This window comes from Pseudomonas sp. MF4836, from assembly GCF_002018875.1.
In the GTDB taxonomy this organism is placed as follows: domain Bacteria; phylum Pseudomonadota; class Gammaproteobacteria; order Pseudomonadales; family Pseudomonadaceae; genus Aquipseudomonas.
Genome location: NZ_MVOL01000002.1, coordinates 707,151 through 722,067 on the forward strand (window position 1 = coordinate 707,151; position 14,917 = coordinate 722,067).

14 protein-coding genes are annotated in these 14,917 nt (G+C 63.4%); 5 read left to right on the forward strand and 9 right to left on the reverse strand.

Going from position 1 to position 14,917, the window contains the following annotated elements; genetic code table 11:
• Positions 1–8 precede the first annotated feature (8 nt).
• Genes MF4836_RS06520 through cpaB form a run of 4 tightly spaced genes read right to left on the reverse strand, consistent with a single transcriptional unit; the run spans position 9 to position 4,668 of the window.
• Positions 9–1,283: a CpaF family protein gene (locus MF4836_RS06520; protein ID WP_078469649.1), complete on the reverse strand. Its 1,275-nt coding sequence runs from the start codon at positions 1,281–1,283 to the stop codon at positions 9–11.
• Positions 1,280–2,470: a pilus assembly protein gene (locus tag MF4836_RS06525; protein WP_078469650.1), complete on the reverse strand. Its 1,191-nt coding sequence runs from the start codon at positions 2,468–2,470 to the stop codon at positions 1,280–1,282. Before MF4836_RS06525 ends, MF4836_RS06520 begins: the two co-directional genes overlap by 4 nt.
• Positions 2,467–3,711: a type II and III secretion system protein family protein gene (locus MF4836_RS06530; RefSeq protein WP_078469651.1), complete on the reverse strand. Its 1,245-nt coding sequence runs from the start codon at positions 3,709–3,711 to the stop codon at positions 2,467–2,469. Before MF4836_RS06530 ends, MF4836_RS06525 begins: the two co-directional genes overlap by 4 nt.
• 18 nt (positions 3,712–3,729) lie before the next feature.
• Positions 3,730–4,668 carry a Flp pilus assembly protein CpaB gene (gene cpaB / locus MF4836_RS06535; protein WP_078469652.1) on the reverse strand — a complete coding sequence of 313 codons (939 nt, stop codon included), beginning with the start codon at positions 4,666–4,668 and terminating at the stop codon, positions 3,730–3,732.
• A gap of 336 nt (positions 4,669–5,004) precedes the next feature.
• Here cpaB and MF4836_RS06540 point away from each other — a divergent pair, with 336 nt between their 5' ends.
• The 3 genes from MF4836_RS06540 (at position 5,005) to MF4836_RS06550 (ending at position 5,973) form a co-directional block, all read left to right on the forward strand.
• A complete protein-coding gene (locus MF4836_RS06540) occupies positions 5,005–5,211 on the forward strand; it encodes a Flp family type IVb pilin (protein ID WP_078469653.1) in 207 nt (68 codons plus the stop codon).
• A gap of 79 nt (positions 5,212–5,290) precedes the next feature.
• Positions 5,291–5,500 carry a Flp family type IVb pilin gene (locus tag MF4836_RS06545; RefSeq protein ID WP_078469698.1) on the forward strand — a complete coding sequence of 70 codons (210 nt, stop codon included), beginning with the start codon at positions 5,291–5,293 and terminating at the stop codon, positions 5,498–5,500.
• 56 nt (positions 5,501–5,556) lie between these two features.
• On the forward strand, positions 5,557–5,973 hold the full coding sequence (locus MF4836_RS06550) for a response regulator (protein WP_043230252.1): 417 nt from the start codon (positions 5,557–5,559) through the stop codon (positions 5,971–5,973).
• Positions 5,974–6,155: 182 nt separating this feature from the next.
• Here MF4836_RS06550 and MF4836_RS06555 read toward each other — a convergent pair whose 3' ends face one another.
• Complete coding sequence (locus tag MF4836_RS06555) at positions 6,156–7,823, reverse strand: ShlB/FhaC/HecB family hemolysin secretion/activation protein (protein WP_078469654.1); 1,668 nt, start codon at positions 7,821–7,823, stop codon at positions 6,156–6,158.
• A 191-nt stretch (positions 7,824–8,014) separates the two neighbouring features.
• Complete coding sequence (locus MF4836_RS06560) at positions 8,015–9,535, reverse strand: collagen-like triple helix repeat-containing protein (protein WP_078469655.1); 1,521 nt, start codon at positions 9,533–9,535, stop codon at positions 8,015–8,017.
• Positions 9,536–9,952: 417 nt separating this feature from the next.
• Here MF4836_RS06560 and MF4836_RS06565 point away from each other — a divergent pair, with 417 nt between their 5' ends.
• Positions 9,953–10,402, forward strand: coding sequence for a DMT family transporter (locus MF4836_RS06565; RefSeq protein ID WP_078469656.1), 450 nt, complete (start codon positions 9,953–9,955; stop codon positions 10,400–10,402).
• An 8-nt stretch (positions 10,403–10,410) separates the two neighbouring features.
• On the opposite strand, the gene MF4836_RS06570 is transcribed toward MF4836_RS06565, so the two are convergent.
• Positions 10,411–11,265, reverse strand: a complete 855-nt coding sequence (locus MF4836_RS06570; protein ID WP_078469657.1) for a MaoC family dehydratase — start codon at positions 11,263–11,265, stop codon at positions 10,411–10,413.
• A 2-nt stretch (positions 11,266–11,267) separates the two neighbouring features.
• The gene (locus MF4836_RS06575) at positions 11,268–12,620 is read right to left on the reverse strand and encodes a 3-oxoacyl-ACP reductase (RefSeq protein WP_078469658.1); all 1,353 of its coding nucleotides are present in this window, start codon (positions 12,618–12,620) and stop codon (positions 11,268–11,270) included.
• A gap of 185 nt (positions 12,621–12,805) precedes the next feature.
• Between MF4836_RS06575 and MF4836_RS06580 the strand changes: the two genes are divergently transcribed.
• Positions 12,806–14,083 (forward strand): acetyl-CoA C-acetyltransferase, encoded by a 1,278-nt coding sequence (locus MF4836_RS06580; RefSeq protein ID WP_078469659.1) that lies wholly within the window; start codon positions 12,806–12,808, stop codon positions 14,081–14,083.
• A 39-nt stretch (positions 14,084–14,122) separates the two neighbouring features.
• Here MF4836_RS06580 and MF4836_RS36100 read toward each other — a convergent pair whose 3' ends face one another.
• Complete coding sequence (locus MF4836_RS36100; protein WP_443217284.1) at positions 14,123–14,890, reverse strand: methyl-accepting chemotaxis protein; 768 nt, start codon at positions 14,888–14,890, stop codon at positions 14,123–14,125.
• Positions 14,891–14,917 lie beyond the last annotated feature (27 nt).

Consider the following 14,917-nt stretch of genomic DNA (forward strand, 5'->3'; position numbering starts at 1 on the left):
GCTCCGCCTCAGTTAAGGCTCAGGTCATGTTCGCGACGCAGCTTGTCGCCCGCCGGGTTGATCGCCTCGCGCAGGAAACCGAAGCCGTTGCGTCGATCGAGTCGAAACAGGGTGTTGGTGACGTAAATGTCATCGCGCACACCCACCACCTCCACCACTTCACTGACACAGCGCCGGCCATCGGGCATGCGCGTCAGCTGAATCACCACATCCAGCGCGGCGCAGATCATCTGGCGCAGGGTACGTTCGGCGATCTGGCGCCCGGTCAGGCCCACCAGGGTTTCCAGGCGCAGCAAGGCGTCCTGGGCGGTGTTGGCGTGCACCGTACTCATGGAGCCGTCGTGGCCGGTGTTCATCGCGGTCAGTATGTCGAGCACTTCGACGCCGCGGATCTCACCGAGAATGATCCGGTCCGGGCGCATCCGCAGGGCGTTGCGGATCAGGTCGCTGGCTTTCACTTCGCCATGGCCTTCAGCATTGGGCGGACGGGTTTCCAGGCGCACCACATGGGGGTGGCCCAGTTGCAGTTCGGCCACGTCCTCGATGGTGACCAGGCGTTGGTGCGGGTTGATCAACTGGCTGAGGATGTTGAGCAGGGTGGTCTTGCCGGTCCCGGTCCCGCCGCTGATGAGGATGTTGCAGCGCTTGCTCACGGCCTCCTGGAAAAACTCGAAGATCGCCTGGTCGATGGTCTGCATGGCCACCAGATCGGCGCTCTTGAGCATGTCCTTGCGAAACTTCCGAATCGACAGGCAGGGCCCGTCGAGGGCGATCGGCGGGATGATGGCGTTGACCCGGCTGCCATCGGGCATGCGCGCATCCACCATCGGCGAGGACTCATCCAGGCGTCGACCGAGGGGCGCGAGGATCCGTTGCATCACCCGTTCGACATGGTGCGCGTCGATGAACCGCAGGTCGCTCTGGTGCAGCACACCGTCGCGTTCGACGAACACCCGGTGCGGGCCGTTGACCAGGATCTCGGTGACGGCCGGGTCCCGAAGCAACACTTCCAGCGGGCCGAAGCCGGTCAGCTCATCGACTATCTCTTCGGCCAGGCGCTCCATTTCATAGCGGGAGATGGCTAAGTGCATGCGGGCGATGTACTCCGCCACCTTGTCGGTGACGAACTGCGAAAGGTTCTGCCGCGAGCCTTCCAGCAGGTTTTTTCCGGACTCTTCGATGGCGTCGATGATGTAGCGATGCAGGACCAGTTTCAGCCCTTCATGGTCGGTGTTGCCGACCGGGCCGCGCGATTGTGCGCCGAACAGTTTTTCTCCGTTCATTTGGTTCCTCGCATGCGGTTGAACCAGTTGGACTTGGGTTTGGCCAGGCCTTCGGAGCGCTTGGCCAGGCGTTCGCCAAGAACGCGCAGGGACTGGGTGAGGTTTTCCCGGGGGGCCATTTCAAACAGGGTGACTCCCTGGTTCTTGGCGTTCAGGCGCACCTCCGGGCTATGGGCCAGGGCTGCGATCACTTCCAGGCCGAAGGTCTTGCCCAGGGTGTCGGAGTCCGGGGCGACATTGCGCAGGTAGCGGTCCACCAGCAGTCGTGCATGGTCCAGTTTCATGCCTTTTTCGCGCCACAGATTGAGCACCGCCAGATTGCGCCGGCAGTCCAGGACGCTCTGGTCGGTGGACCACAGCAATTTGTCGCAATGGCTGACAAACGTGCGCAAGGCCTCGCTGTCGGGCTGCCCGGTGAGGTTCACCACAATGTGCTGGAAGTGCTGGCGCAGAGCGCTGAGCAGCATGTAGAGCTCGGCGGCGCTGGTGCGGTCGAGGGGCTCGTCATTGGCCGCATAGGCGAGAATCCGCAGGCCGGCCTCGGCGGTGGTAAAGGCGCTGTCGATCAAGGTCGAATCCAGGCGGCGCAGATGGCGCAGGGCATCGCCGAAGTGGAACGAACTTTCCAGGCCCAACAGCGCCAGGCTGTCACCCGGAGGCAGGCCCAGGTCCAGCAGCAGGGTCTGCTGTCCGCTTTTTTGCACCACCAGCGCCAGATGGCTGGAGATCAGGGCGCCGTCGGTATCGCTCTTGGTGCCGTAGAGCACGGTCAGGCCGCCGAGCAGAGTGCTCGGCGCCACCGGGGGCAAGCGTTTGCTCAGGCGCCTGACCAGGCCGGCGACTTCGCTGGAGCGCGAGCCATAGGCGACGAAATCCCGTGCGCCGGCGCGCATCGCATTGAGCACCAGTTGATTGTCCATGCCGTCGCCCAGCGCGACGATGGCCAGCATCGGCTTCGCCTCCAGGGCGCCCTCGATCAAGGCCGACTGGGCCACGACGTGCTCGCGGTCGAGGCCGATGAACACCAGGTTGGCGAACGTGACGTCGACCAGGGCCAGCAACTCGTCGAGGCTGCCGCCGCCGGCACTCACCACTTGGCCCAGGGGCGCGAGGGCGCCTTGCAGCCACTCCAGGTCGGTGTCGTTGCGGGTGATGGCAAGAAAGGTCTGGCTCAGGCTTTGGCTCATTGCGATAACCCACTGCGTTTATCGAAGTTACCGTTTTCCAAGAAGAACATGCGGTAGAAGTTCGGGTCGTAGTTGCGCAGGCGTTCGCCGGGCAGGGATGGCAGCCGGGCATCGGCCGCCAGCGGCTGCACCAGGTGCGGGGTGACGATCATCAGCAGCTCGCGTTCTTCGCGGCTGATGTTGGTGTCGCGAAAGAACGCACCCAGTACCGGTATATCGCCCAGGCCCGGGAATTTGTTGACCTGGGAGCTGTTGCGGGTGCTGATCAGGCCGCTGATGACGAAACTCTCGCCGTCGGCCAGGGAAATACTGGTGTCGGTGCGGCGTATGGTCAGCGCCGGAACCTGGGTACCGGCGATGGTCACGGCGTTGCTGTAGTCGAGCTCGCTGACTTCCGGGGCCACTTTCAGGCTGATGCGCTGGTTGTCGACGATGGTCGGGGTCAGGGTCAGGCGGATGCCGAACTCCTTGTATTCGATGGTGACGCTGTCGCTGCCGGCACTGGGTACCGGAATCGGAATCTCGCCCCCGGCCAGGAAGCTTGCACTCTGTCCGCTGAGGGCCACCAGGCTGGGGCGCGCCAGGGTGTAGGCGAAGCCGCTGCCCTCAAGGGCGTTGATCAGGGTCAGTACCCGGCCGTTGCCGAAACCGAGGTTGAAGCTGCCGTTGTCCAGAGGAATGTTGGTCCGCGCGCCACCGAAAGTGGGAGTGGTGCCGCCGGTATTGGGCGCGGTACCCGGGGCGCCGAACAGGAAGTTGCTACCACGGCCGAAGATCGAGGTGCTGGCTTCCTTGAGCTTGGTGCGGCTGACCTCGACAAAGCGGATATCGGTCTGGACCTGGCTCGGCAGCAGAGGGTCTTGCGAGGCCAGGGCCACGCGCCCGGTCATGTCGGTCGTCGCCCGGCCCTGGACGAACACCATGCTCTGGCGCGGGGTGCTGGCGCAGGCGGTCCAGACCATCAGGGTGGTGGCGCCCGGCGCCATGCCGGTCAGCAGGAACGCCTTGTCGCCGTTGGGGTGGACGTCGGCGATTTTCGGGTCGCCCACCGCCAGCCGGGTGATGGCTACCGGTGACTGCAGCTCCTGCTGCAGGCCTTCGCCGATTTGCAGTACGGCGGGTAACGGTGCCAGGCCGCCGCAGCCTGCGGTACTGGCGGCCAGCACTTGACCCATAGGCTGGCTGGCCAGCATCAGGGTCAGGAGTGCGGCTTGGGACATCAGCATGGAACGACTGCGCATGTGTGCATCCTTGCTCAATCAGGGAGTTTGTTGGGTGACCTGGTTACCGCGAATCACCTCGACCGCACGGCGGGTTCCGCCGCCATGCGTCGCCGGGCTCGCGGGGCCGCTGCCAAGGGCCAGTTGGGTGAACTGGAACAGGTTGCTGTTGGCGGCATCGATATTGGCCAGGGAGTCCTGATCCCCGGCCCAGTAGCGCGCCAGGCGCTGCTCCTCGCTGCTGCGCACGGCCAGGCGCAGGGTGCCGACCTGAGTCGCGAGCATCATCCGACTCAGCAGTTGTTCCGGCACTGCCAGCACCACCGTGCGTGCGGCCAGCCGCCGTTGGTCCTGCTTGATTCGTTCATCGACGCTCAGCGCCGGGGATGCCGGTTTGCCGTCGTTGGTCAGGCCCAGCTGGTCGCCGACGGCCAGTACCCGCATCGCCGGGACGGCAATCTGGGCCGATTGCTGGAGGTTGGTGGCGTCCTGGCGCAGGAACAGCAGCACATCGACGTAATCCCCCGGGCTCAGTTGGCCGGCGGCGCCTATCACCTCGTCTACCGCGACTGCCAGGGCCCGTTCATCGGGGTGGATCATGCGGGCCAGGGCACCGCCGGTGGTGAAGCTTTCGTCGCTGAGCCAGGTGCCGCCGGCCAACTGGCGCCAGGGCGTGCGCCCGACGGCCTGGTCGATGCTGGTAAGGCTGCCGGGCGGCACTGTGCGCAGCCGCTCCAGGGTCAGGTCGGCAGCGCTGAGGGCGACAAACGGCGGCACATCATGGGCCAGGACCACCACCGGTTGGCGGGTCTGGTCCTCGGCCGTGGCGACGGTTTTTTCCACGGTACCAGGGGTGGCGGGCTGGGCGACCGGAGCCGGCGGCGGGGGCTGGCGGCTGACAACCAAGCCCCAGTAACCGACGAACACCGCGCCCAACAACAGCAGCCCAGCCAGAATCATGGTGACGCGACTGTTCATATTAGGTTCTCCCTTTCCTGCTGCACTACTAAGCCTGCGCTTGCAAATGACTCAACATCGCAAATAAGGCAGCTATGAACATGCAACTATTTCGCTATTTGAAGGTAGCCCAGCTAGGACGAAACGCCATTACTCGTCTGAAAATAACTAACGAAAGTATGATGAGCGCCATTGAAACAAGGTTTTCTGGCGTCAACCTTCCAATTAATACTTAGTGATTAATCAGTTCTTACAGTTGTAGGTCGGCCGATTGTTGACAATGCTCTGGTTGCAAAGAAGGTCAATGTTGCAGCGCAGTAGTGTTATATCGGCGCCCTTGGCGCAAGGAGAAGTAAGATGATTCTTCAATATCTGATACTCAGAGCACGTCTTTTCTTCGACCGAACCGAAGGTGCCTCAGCGATCGAATATGCGATTGTGGTAGCGATGGTGGCGGTTGTCGTGGTGGCTTTCGTGACCCCAATGGGCGCACGGGTCCTGGCCATTTTCAACAACGTTCTGGTCGCCCTGGGAGGTACCGCGGTCACTCGTCCAACCCCATGACAGCCGCTCGTTGATCTTGATGATGTAATCAGCCGGGAGCATCGGGTTGCCGGCTGGTTGGTCGCTACGGGGTCTGTCCATGATTCTTGACTATCTTGTACTGCGCATGCGCCTTTGGCTGCTCTGCACCGAAGGCGCCTCTGCGATTGAGTATGCAATCGTGATCGCCATGGTCGCTGTGGTGGTATTGGTCTTCGTGACCCCTGTGGGCGACCGCGTTGTAGCGATATTCAACAACCTGCTGGTGGCTCTGCAAGGCACGGCGGTGACACGACCAACGGTGCCTTGAGGTCGATTGTTGCCTGCGATCAAGGTCTCCCAATATTCAGCGCCAAGGTGTTGCTCATGACTGCTTCATCGTCTCCACGCCAGCAGCTTCTCCTCGTGGACGACGAGGAGGATGCAGTGCTTGAACTGGCCGAGCTGCTGGAAGGCGAAGGCTTTTGCTGCTTCACCGCAACCTCGGTAAAACTCGCCCTGGCCCACCTCACGCGCCATCCGGATATCGCATTGGTCATCACCGACCTGCGCATGCCGGAGGAAAGCGGCCTGTCGTTGATCAGGCGCCTGCGCGAGCACACCTCGCGCCAGCACCTGCCGGTGATTGTCACATCCGGGCACGCCGACATGGATGATGTCAGCGATCTGTTACGACTCCAGGTACTGGATCTGTTTCGCAAACCCATCTATCACGTGCGCCTGCTGGAAACCCTCGACAACTTGTTTCCTCAGCCTAAGTTGCACTTGGTGGGGCCTCACTAGATGCAGGTGATCCAATGGCTGGGTGTCGGCTAGTTGAGGACGTGCGGAAAAGTTTGTAAGCCTGTCGATACTTTCAAGTAGCAACAGGCTACTCAGGTTTCTGGGAAAACCGTCTGCAACATATGAATGAATAACAACAAGACAACCCGCTTGGCGCGGGTTGTTTTTGTGGGGGTGTTCAACTAAAGCTGGTAACTGAAGCTCAAGGTGTAGCGCGGGCGCCGGTTGTAAGTGTCCAGGGCTTCATCGGACATCGGCTTGGCGACCTCAAGGGCGATGTTGTAGTACTTGGCGTCACCGAAGCGCAGGCCTGCCGCGGCCGAAGACATATCGCTGCCCTTGATCTGCAGTTCGTTGAACCAGGTCTTCGCCCGGTCCAGCACCACGTAGGGTTGCAGCACCCTGACCCAGGCGCCTTCGCGATAGAAGCTGTAGTTCACTTCATAGGCCACGCCCCAACCCTTGTCGCCCAGGCCCTGGTCGTCCGGGTAGCCACGGCCGAAGTTCTGCCCGCCGAAAGTCGCGCGTTCGCTGTCTGGCACGGTGTCGTCGGTCCAGTACAGCGCGGCCGACATCACCCCCTGCCAATTGTCGAGAAACTTGTCACTCTGCACCCCGGCCAGGCGCAGCCGGAAGAAGTCCAGGTCCAGCTTGTTGTCGGTCTTGGCCCCCATGCCATCGATGCCCTGGTACATCCCGGCGCTGAGGATGCGCAGTTGGCGCGGGTCGGATTTGCTCCAGTCGCCTTCAAAGGCCACGGCGCGGGTGTTGGTTTTTTCATCCAGGGTCAGCGATGTGCCGTTTACCTTGTAGCGGGTCTTGTCGTTGATCGCATACAAGCGTGCGCCGGCGCTGAGCATTTCGTTGGGCGAGGCAATGAAGGGGTGGGTGAGGCCGATGGAAAAACGATCGTTCTCGCGGTGCGGGTCCAGCTCCAGGCCGTTGCCCAATTGCAGGCTGGCGCGTGGGTCAGCACGGTAGCGGGTGCCGTAGAGCACCAGTTGGGTGCCTTCGGCGTTGATGAACTGGTTGTAGTCCACGCGGTAGTACTTTTCGTGGTCCTTGCCTGGCGGAAACAGCCCGCTGATGCCCAGTTGTTCGCCCATGGAAGTCTGCGAGTTGCTGCTCACTCCCAGCAACGCCTGCAGGCCGTTGCGGTTGTCCTCGGTGGTGCCCAGGGTGCTGGTGAACGGTTTGCGGCTGGCCTGGGCAATCAGGTAAGTCGCGCCATCGGTGGTGCCGGGAGGCGGAACCTGTGCTTGCAAGGTCACCCCTGGCACCCGGCTCATCAGGGTGGTGTAGCGCTCGAAGGTCTTGCGCGTCAGTGGCCGTTCGGCCTTGAGCTTGGCCACCAGTTTGTCCAGGTAGGCCGAGACCGGGCCGATATCGCCCTGCAACTGGTAGTCCTTGATATAGCCCTCCACCAGTACCACGCGTACCAGGCCCTGGTCGAAATTCTGCTGGGGCAGGAAGGCGTAGGACAGCAGGTAACCGTCCTGCTGGTAGCGGCGAGTGATATTGCGCGTGGCCTCGATCAGCGCGCCAAGGTTGCTTTCGTGCCCGATCAGCGGTTGGTAGATCGCCGCCAGTTCTTCGAGGGGGTAGACGGTGCCGCCTTCGATCTGCAGCTTGCGGATGGTGACCTTGGTCCCCGTCATCAGGGGCTGTCCCTGAGCGGCACTCGGCTCCGGCAACTGCAATTGCGGGGTGGCCGGGCGATAGGCATCGGCCGGCAGGTTGGGCTGGGGCAGATTGCGGATGGTGTCGTTGCCATTGAGAAAACGCGGGAGGGAGTCAGCGTGAACGTAAGAGCAAAAGCCCAGTAACAGCAAGGAAGCCAAAGCGCGCATAGGACACTCCATGGTCAAACCGCAGCATCGCGAAAAATCTTCAGTCGAGTCGTCCGTCAGGATCTTGGTCGAGATGGGAAACGCAAAACTGTCCTGCTCCAAAAAGAAAAAGACGAGAGACTCATCTGAATCTCTCGTCCCAACCAAGCGTAGGCGCTGTAGGTAAGGCCGTCGAATCGGCCAGGTGCAATTTATTTTTTGCCGCCGCCCAGTGCGCCGGTCAAGCCACCCAATACGCCACCCAGGCCACCGCTGACGCCGACCCCGGCTCCCGCACCGACACTGGCGCTGCCACCCAGGCTACCGGTCAAGCCACCCAGACCACCCAGACCGGCACCGCCTGTGCCGCCGTTGACCAGGCCACCGACCGAGGCCACGGCACCGCCCAGGCTGGTGACGGTTTGGCCCAGGGCACCGGCCACTGGATTGCCGTTGCCGGCGCTGAGGGTGGTGCCGACGCCGCTGACTGCGCCGCCCACTTGGCCCAGCAGGCCGCTGACCGGGCCGCCGAGGCCGGTGGCTGCACCGACTTGTTGAGTCAGGCCGGTGACGCTGCTGGTGACCGGGTTGAGCGCCGAGCCGAAGTTGCCGCCGACACTGGCCAGAGGAGCACTGACCACCAGGTTCGGGCTGCCGCTGCCGCCGAGGGCGCCACCGACCGAAGCGATCAGGCCGCCGATCGAGGCACCGGCCACGCCGCCAGCGCTGACCACGCCATTGTTGCTGCCGGCGTTCAGGCCATTGCTCAGATTGGCCACTGCGCCGCCCACGGTTTCCAGCAGGCCGTTGTTGTTGCCGGTGCCTCCAGTACCTGTGCCAGTGCCGTTGGGGCTGACATAGCCGCCGACTTTGCCGACCGCGGTGCCGACGTTGCTCAGGGCGCCACCGAGGGTATCGGTGAGCGGGTTGCCATCGCCGGCATCGGTGACCTTATCGCCGACACCGTCCACAGCCTGGGCGACCCCGTTGAGTACCCCTTTGACCGGAGCGCCGAGACCGGTTGCGCTGCCGACTTTGCCGGTCAGGCCTTCAGCCAGGGTGACCACGGGCACCAGGACATTGTTGCCAACGCCATCGGTCAAGTTGCCGACCGGGCCGCTGCTGGTAACGGTATTCAGGGTGTTGCCGAGCATGGTCACCCTGTCCCCTACGCCGTCCAGGACCGGAGCGACTTTGGTGACGATGCCACCTACCACGGGAACGCTTTGGGTCGTGGTGGCGAGTTTGCCGCTGAGGTCGGAAACACCGTTACCGACATCGCTCACTACATTGCCCACCACGGCTGTGGTTTTGCTCACGGCTTTAGGGTCGGTACCCAGTTTGCCGAGGCCGTTGGTCAAGCTCGAACCCACGGTGTCGACCACATTGCCGGTGGTATTGACAGCGCTCTGGACCACGCCGCCGACCACTGGAACCGCGGCCAGGGAGTCGCCCAGGTCGCTGACGCCATTGCCTACGCCGCTGACGGTGCTACCAACGGTGGACACCAGGCTGCTGGTGACCAGTGGGGTGGTAGTGCCACCGCCTGTGCCACCGCCTGTACCTCCACCGGTGCCACCGCCAGTGCCGCCGCCGGTACCGGTGGTGCTGTCAGGGGTGGAGCTGCTGGAACTGCTTTTGTGGCCGCCACCGCCGCTGCTGCAGCCTGCCAGGCTGAGAGAGAGGATAAGGGCTACTGCTGTGCTTGCTTTCAACCAAACTTGAGTGTTCATGAGAGAAATTCCTTGCACCTGTACAACGTTCGTTGTTTTCGATAGCTCTCCAGTTCTGTCGCTGGGGATGCCTTCGTCCGTTGTCTACATAAAAGGCTCAGGTGCTGTTTCCCACCATTCTCAACTTGGTATTAACAACTTATATATTCGCTCTCAGGCCTCGCGTAGTGACTAATACCAAGGGTAGGGGTGACGGTATTGTGTTGCGATAAAAGTCTTATAAATCAAAGGCTGTCAGTTTTCTGCCGGCGGGTGTGGGGCGGCTTAAAACTTAAGTTATATATATACAATTAATCATTGGATTCAGCGCTCAAGGCGCTGGGTGAGGGGGGTTAAAGTGTTGGCCCGTTACACCCATCTTTATCGCCGGGCGGATTAACCTATACTGCGCAGCCAAAAATCCTGCCGGAGTTCCCTATGCCCGCCCCAGTCTGGTGGCTGTTGTGCCTGCCTTTTATTGCCGGCGCCTTTTTGCCCCTGCAAGCCGGAATCAATGGCCAGTTGGCCAAACAGGTCAGCAGTGTGCTGGCCGCCGCCCTGATTTCCTTTTTTGTCGGGACCCTGGCCCTATTGGTGCTGGTGATGATGCAGCGTGAAGTGCCGAGCCTGGGGGCGCTCAAGGGCCTGACCTGGTGGCACTGGTGCGGTGGCCTGCTGGGGGCTTTTTTCATCACCACGGCGGCCTTCGCCGGCCCGCGGATCGGCGCCATGCTGTTTATGTCCCTGGTCCTGGCGGGCCAGCTGGGCATGGCGATGGCTCTGGACCACTTCGGCTGGGCCGGTTTTCGCGAGGCGCCGATCAGTGTCGGCAAGGCCGCCGGGCTGGTGTTGATCCTGGCGGGGGTGTTCCTGATTCGTCGCGGTTGAGAAGCCCCTCAGGCAATCGGGCGCCAGGTGCCCAGCATGTGCTGCAACTCGCCTGCACCGACCAGTTGCAGATCGCCGCTTGAGCCCGGCGCGCTGCTCAGGAGCGTGACCTCGCTGGGCAGGCGCACCGGTTTCCTGAACTCCACGGCAATCTCGATGTTCGCCGCCGGCAGATGCTCCGCCAGCGCGGCCAGGGTACGTGCCTTGTTCCACAGGCCATGGGCGATCGCCTGGGGGAAGCCGAACAGTTTGGCGCTCGCAGCACTGAGGTGGATCGGGTTGTAGTCCCCGGACACCTTGGCATAGCGCCGACCGATGTCCGCCGGGGCTGGCCAGCGCGTCAACTCTTCAAGGGCGGCGGATGCCTGCAGGCTATCGGCCGCCGGCGTACCGGGCAGCTCCACACCTTTGCACAGCATCCGACTCTCGGCTTCCCACAATGGACCAAGCTGGTCGTCGACCTGGGTGATGACATCGAACACCGCACCCTTGGCATGGGCTTGCAGATTGCGCACCCGCACCCCGACCTGCAGCCGGCCAACACCCCCCAAGGGGCGGATGACACGGATCCGGTTGGCCAGGTGAATCAGCCCCAGCAACGGGAACGGAAAGTCCTTGGCGGTCAGCAATTGCATCTGCAGGGCGAACGCCAGCACGTGTGGATAAGTGGGCGGCAGCAGGCCGTTCTCGGCAAAGCCGCAGACCTTGCGATAGGCCGCAAGGTTGCTGGGCTCGACATCCAGCCACAACCGCAGGCCGGATTCGGGGAGCTCGGTGCCGGTGATCTTGCGGCGCAGGGCGGCCCGCAGGTACAGCTCGGGCAGCTTGGGTGGGGCGTCGAGTTGGTGCCAATGCTCAGCCATGGTCATGCTCCCAATACGCTTTGCCCGCAGACGCGCAGGGCTTGTCCGGTGACCGCGCCGCTGCCGGGCTGGGCCAGCCAGGCCACGGCTTCAGCGACGTCCTGCGGCAGGCCGCCCTGGCCCAGGGAGCTCATGCGGCGCCCGGCTTCGCGCAGGGCGAAGGGAATATGTGCAGTCATCTGGGTTTCGATAAACCCCGGTGCCACCGCGTTGATACTGATGGCGCGTTGCTGCAACAGCGGCGCCCAGGCCTGGGCCAGGCCGATCAGACCGGCCTTGCTCGCGGCGTAGTTGGTCTGCCCGCGATTGCCGGCGATGCCGCTGATGGAGGCCAGCAGAATCACCCGGCCCTCGTCATGCAGTGTTCCGCTGTCGAGCAGGGCCTGGGTCAGGACCTGCGGCGCATTGAGGTTGACCGCCAGCACCGCATCCCAGAATTCGGGCGTCATGTTGGCCAGGGTCTTGTCGCGGGTGATGCCGGCATTGTGCACCACGATGTCGATGCCATCGGGCAACTGTTCGATCAATTGCTCGGCAGCGTCGGCGGCACAGATGTCCAGGGTAATGCTGCGCCCGCCCAGGCGTGCGGCCAGGGCTTCAAGATCGGCCTTGGCCGGGGGCACGTCCAGCAGGACCACGTCGGCGCCATCCCGGGCCAGGGTTTCGGCAATCGAGGCGCCAATGCCCCGGGCGGCCCCGGTGACCAGGGCCTTGCGCCCGGCAAGGGGGCGACTCCAATCCTGCACCTGGGCCGCGCAGGCCTGCAGGCGCACGACCTGGCCGGAGACGAACGCGCTCTTGGGCGACAGGAAAAACCGCAGCGCCCCTTCCAGCTGTTCTTCGGCACCGGCCCCCACGTACAACAACTGCAGGGTGCCGCCATCGCGCAGCTCCTTGGCCAGGGAACGGCTGAAGCCTTCCAGTGCTCGCTGGGCGCTGGCGGCAAAGGGCTGGTCGAGGGTTTCCGGGGCGCGGCCGAGAATCACCAGATGGGGGCTGTGATCGAGGTTTTTCATCAGCGGCTGGAAGAACTCGCGCAACTGTTTGAGCTGGTCGGTGTGCACCAGGTCACTGGCATCGAACACCACCGCCTTGAGCTTGGGCCCGTGGCCGGGAATCCATGGGGTGCCCAGGCTGGGGTCGTTGCCGTAGTGATAGGTGGCATCGGTCAGGCGCTTGGCTAACTCGCCCACCTGCTGCGCCAGTGGCCCGCCGCCGATCAGCAGGGCGCCGTCGATGGGCCGCAGGCGACCGGCCTGCCAGCGCTCCAGACGTACCGGTGACGGCAGGCCAATGGCCGAGACCAGACGATGGCCGAAGGCCGAATTGGCGAAGTCGATATAACGGTCAGACATGGAATGCTCTCCGATTCAGGCTGTCTGAAAACTACTGCGTGCTGAACGCGTTCGGCGCCCGGTCCACTCTCAGCCTGGTTGCTGGGGGGTTAAGACTGTGGACCACCTCGGGCCTTCAGTCGTTCGATCCACGAGATACAACCTACGCTTGTGGGTTGTCGCACTCACAGAATAGGGAGCTTTCCATGACTCAGCTGCGCCGCGTCGCGATTATCGGCGGTAACCGCATCCCCTTTGCCCGCTCCAACGGCCCGTACGCCACCGCGAGCAACCAGGCGATGTTGACCGCAGCGCTCGAGGGACTGATCGAACGCTACAACCTGCACGGCCTGCGCCTGGGGGAGGTCGCTGCGGGGGCGGTGCTCAAGCACTCGCGGGATTTCAACCTGACCCGCGAATGCGTGCTCGGCTCGCGCCTGGCGCCGACCACGCCGGCCTATGACATTCAGCAAGCGTGCGGCACCGGCCTGGAAGCCGCGTTGCTGGTGGCCAATAAAATTGCCCTGGGGCAGATCGAGTGCGGGATTGCCGGCGGTGTGGACACCACCTCCGACGCGCCGATCGGGGTCAATGAGGGCTTGCGCAAAATTCTGCTGCAGGCGAATCGGGAAAAGAGCCTGGGCGACAAGCTCAAGACCTTTCTCCAGTTGCGTCCCCATCACCTCAAGCCCGAGCTGCCGCGCAATGGCGAGCCCCGCACCGGGCTGTCCATGGGCGAGCATTGCGAACTGATGGCGCAGACCTGGAACATCCCCCGCGCCGAGCAGGACCAACTGGCCCTGGAAAGCCATCAAAAAATGGCCGCGGCCTACGCCGAAGGCTGGCACAACGATCTGATTACGCCCTTTCTTGGCCTGACCCGCGACAACAACCTGCGCCCGGACCTGACCCTGGAAAAACTCGCCAGCCTCAAGCCGGCGTTCGAGCGCAGCGCCAAGGGCACCCTGACCGCCGGCAACTCCACACCGCTGACCGATGGTGCTTCTCTGGTGCTGCTGGGCAGCGAAGCATGGGCCAAAGAACGCGGCTTGCCGGTGCTGGCCTACCTGCGTGATGGCGAGGCGGCGGCGGTGGATTTCGTCAACGGCGCCGAAGGCCTGCTGATGGCGCCGGTGTATGCCGTGCCGCGCTTGCTGGCGCGCAATGGGTTGACGCTGCAGGACTTTGATTACTACGAAATCCATGAGGCGTTCGCAGCCCAGGTGCTGTGCACCCTCAAGGCCTGGGAAGACGCGGATTACTGCAAAAACCGCCTCGGGCTTGAGGCACCGTTGGGGGCTATCGACCGCAGTCGCCTCAACGTCAAGGGCAGTTCGCTGGCGGCGGGGCACCCGTTTGCGGCCACGGGCGGGCGCATCGTGGCCAATCTGGCCAAGTTGCTGGAGGTGGCAGGGCAGGGGCGCGGGCTGATCTCGATCTGCGCCGCCGGTGGCCAGGGCGTGACGGCGATTATCGAGCGCTGAAGGGGGGCGCCTGCAGGATAGGTGCAGGCGCCGCTTGCATCAGGTCTTGAAGCGGCGGACCAGGCTGTCCAGTTCATCGGACAAACCGGCGAGGCTTTGGGAGTCCAGGCGCGCCGAGTTGGCCAGTTCCGCCACCAACTGCGCATCGCCATGGATCTGGCTGATGTGGCGGTTGATGTCTTCCGCCACCTGATGCTGTTCTTCGGCGGCGGTGGCGATCTGGGTGTTCATGTCGCGGATCACGTCCACCGACTCGCGGATCTGCCCGAAGCTGCTGCGCGCCAGACCGATACGGCTCACCGACTGCTGCGACACTTCCAGGCTGGCGTGCATCTGCTGGGTCACCGCACTGGTGCGCTTGGCCAGGTTGCCCAACAGGCCATCGATTTCCGCGGTGGAATCGGCAGTGCGTTTGGCCAGGGCGCGCACTTCGTCGGCCACCACGGCAAAGCCACGACCCTGTTCACCGGCACGGGCCGCTTCAATGGCCGCGTTCAGGGCCAGGAGGTTGGTCTGTTCGGCAATTGAGCGGATGGTGCCGAGGATCGACTGGATGTCATTGCTGTCGCGTTCCAGTTGTTGCATCGACTGCGCCGACTGTTCGATTTCCTGGCTCAACTGATCGACGCTGTGCACGGCGGCGTCGATCTGCTGCTGGCCTTCCCGGGCCTGGCGCTGGCCGCTGTCGGCCGACTCGGCGGCCTGGCTGCAGGAGCGTGCGACTTCGTTGGCGGTTGCGACCATTTCGTGGAACGCGGTGGAGACCATGTCCACGGCTTCGCGCTGGCGTCCGGCGGCTTCGGCCATGTCGCTGGAGACCTGGGTCGAACTGCG

Excerpts from the sequence above, each read along its gene's own strand:
- MF4836_RS06520 (WP_078469649.1), bottom strand. The coding sequence starts at position 1,283 with ATGAACGGAGAAAAACTGTTCGGCGCACAATCGCGCGGCCCGGTCGGC.
- MF4836_RS06525 (WP_078469650.1), bottom strand. The coding sequence starts at position 2,470 with ATGAGCCAAAGCCTGAGCCAGACCTTTCTTGCCATCACCCGCAACGAC.
- MF4836_RS06530 (WP_078469651.1), bottom strand. The coding sequence starts at position 3,711 with ATGCGCAGTCGTTCCATGCTGATGTCCCAAGCCGCACTCCTGACCCTG.
- cpaB (WP_078469652.1), bottom strand. The coding sequence starts at position 4,668 with ATGAACAGTCGCGTCACCATGATTCTGGCTGGGCTGCTGTTGTTGGGC.
- MF4836_RS06540 (WP_078469653.1), top strand. The coding sequence starts at position 5,005 with ATGATTCTTCAATATCTGATACTCAGAGCACGTCTTTTCTTCGACCGA.
- MF4836_RS06545 (WP_078469698.1), top strand. The coding sequence starts at position 5,291 with ATGATTCTTGACTATCTTGTACTGCGCATGCGCCTTTGGCTGCTCTGC.
- MF4836_RS06550 (WP_043230252.1), top strand. The coding sequence starts at position 5,557 with ATGACTGCTTCATCGTCTCCACGCCAGCAGCTTCTCCTCGTGGACGAC.
- MF4836_RS06555 (WP_078469654.1), bottom strand. The coding sequence starts at position 7,823 with ATGCGCGCTTTGGCTTCCTTGCTGTTACTGGGCTTTTGCTCTTACGTT.
- MF4836_RS06560 (WP_078469655.1), bottom strand. The coding sequence starts at position 9,535 with ATGAACACTCAAGTTTGGTTGAAAGCAAGCACAGCAGTAGCCCTTATC.
- MF4836_RS06565 (WP_078469656.1), top strand. The coding sequence starts at position 9,953 with ATGCCCGCCCCAGTCTGGTGGCTGTTGTGCCTGCCTTTTATTGCCGGC.
- MF4836_RS06570 (WP_078469657.1), bottom strand. The coding sequence starts at position 11,265 with ATGGCTGAGCATTGGCACCAACTCGACGCCCCACCCAAGCTGCCCGAG.
- MF4836_RS06575 (WP_078469658.1), bottom strand. The coding sequence starts at position 12,620 with ATGTCTGACCGTTATATCGACTTCGCCAATTCGGCCTTCGGCCATCGT.
- MF4836_RS06580 (WP_078469659.1), top strand. The coding sequence starts at position 12,806 with ATGACTCAGCTGCGCCGCGTCGCGATTATCGGCGGTAACCGCATCCCC.
- MF4836_RS36100 (WP_443217284.1), bottom strand. The coding sequence starts at position 14,890 with ATGGCCGAAGCCGCCGGACGCCAGCGCGAAGCCGTGGACATGGTCTCC.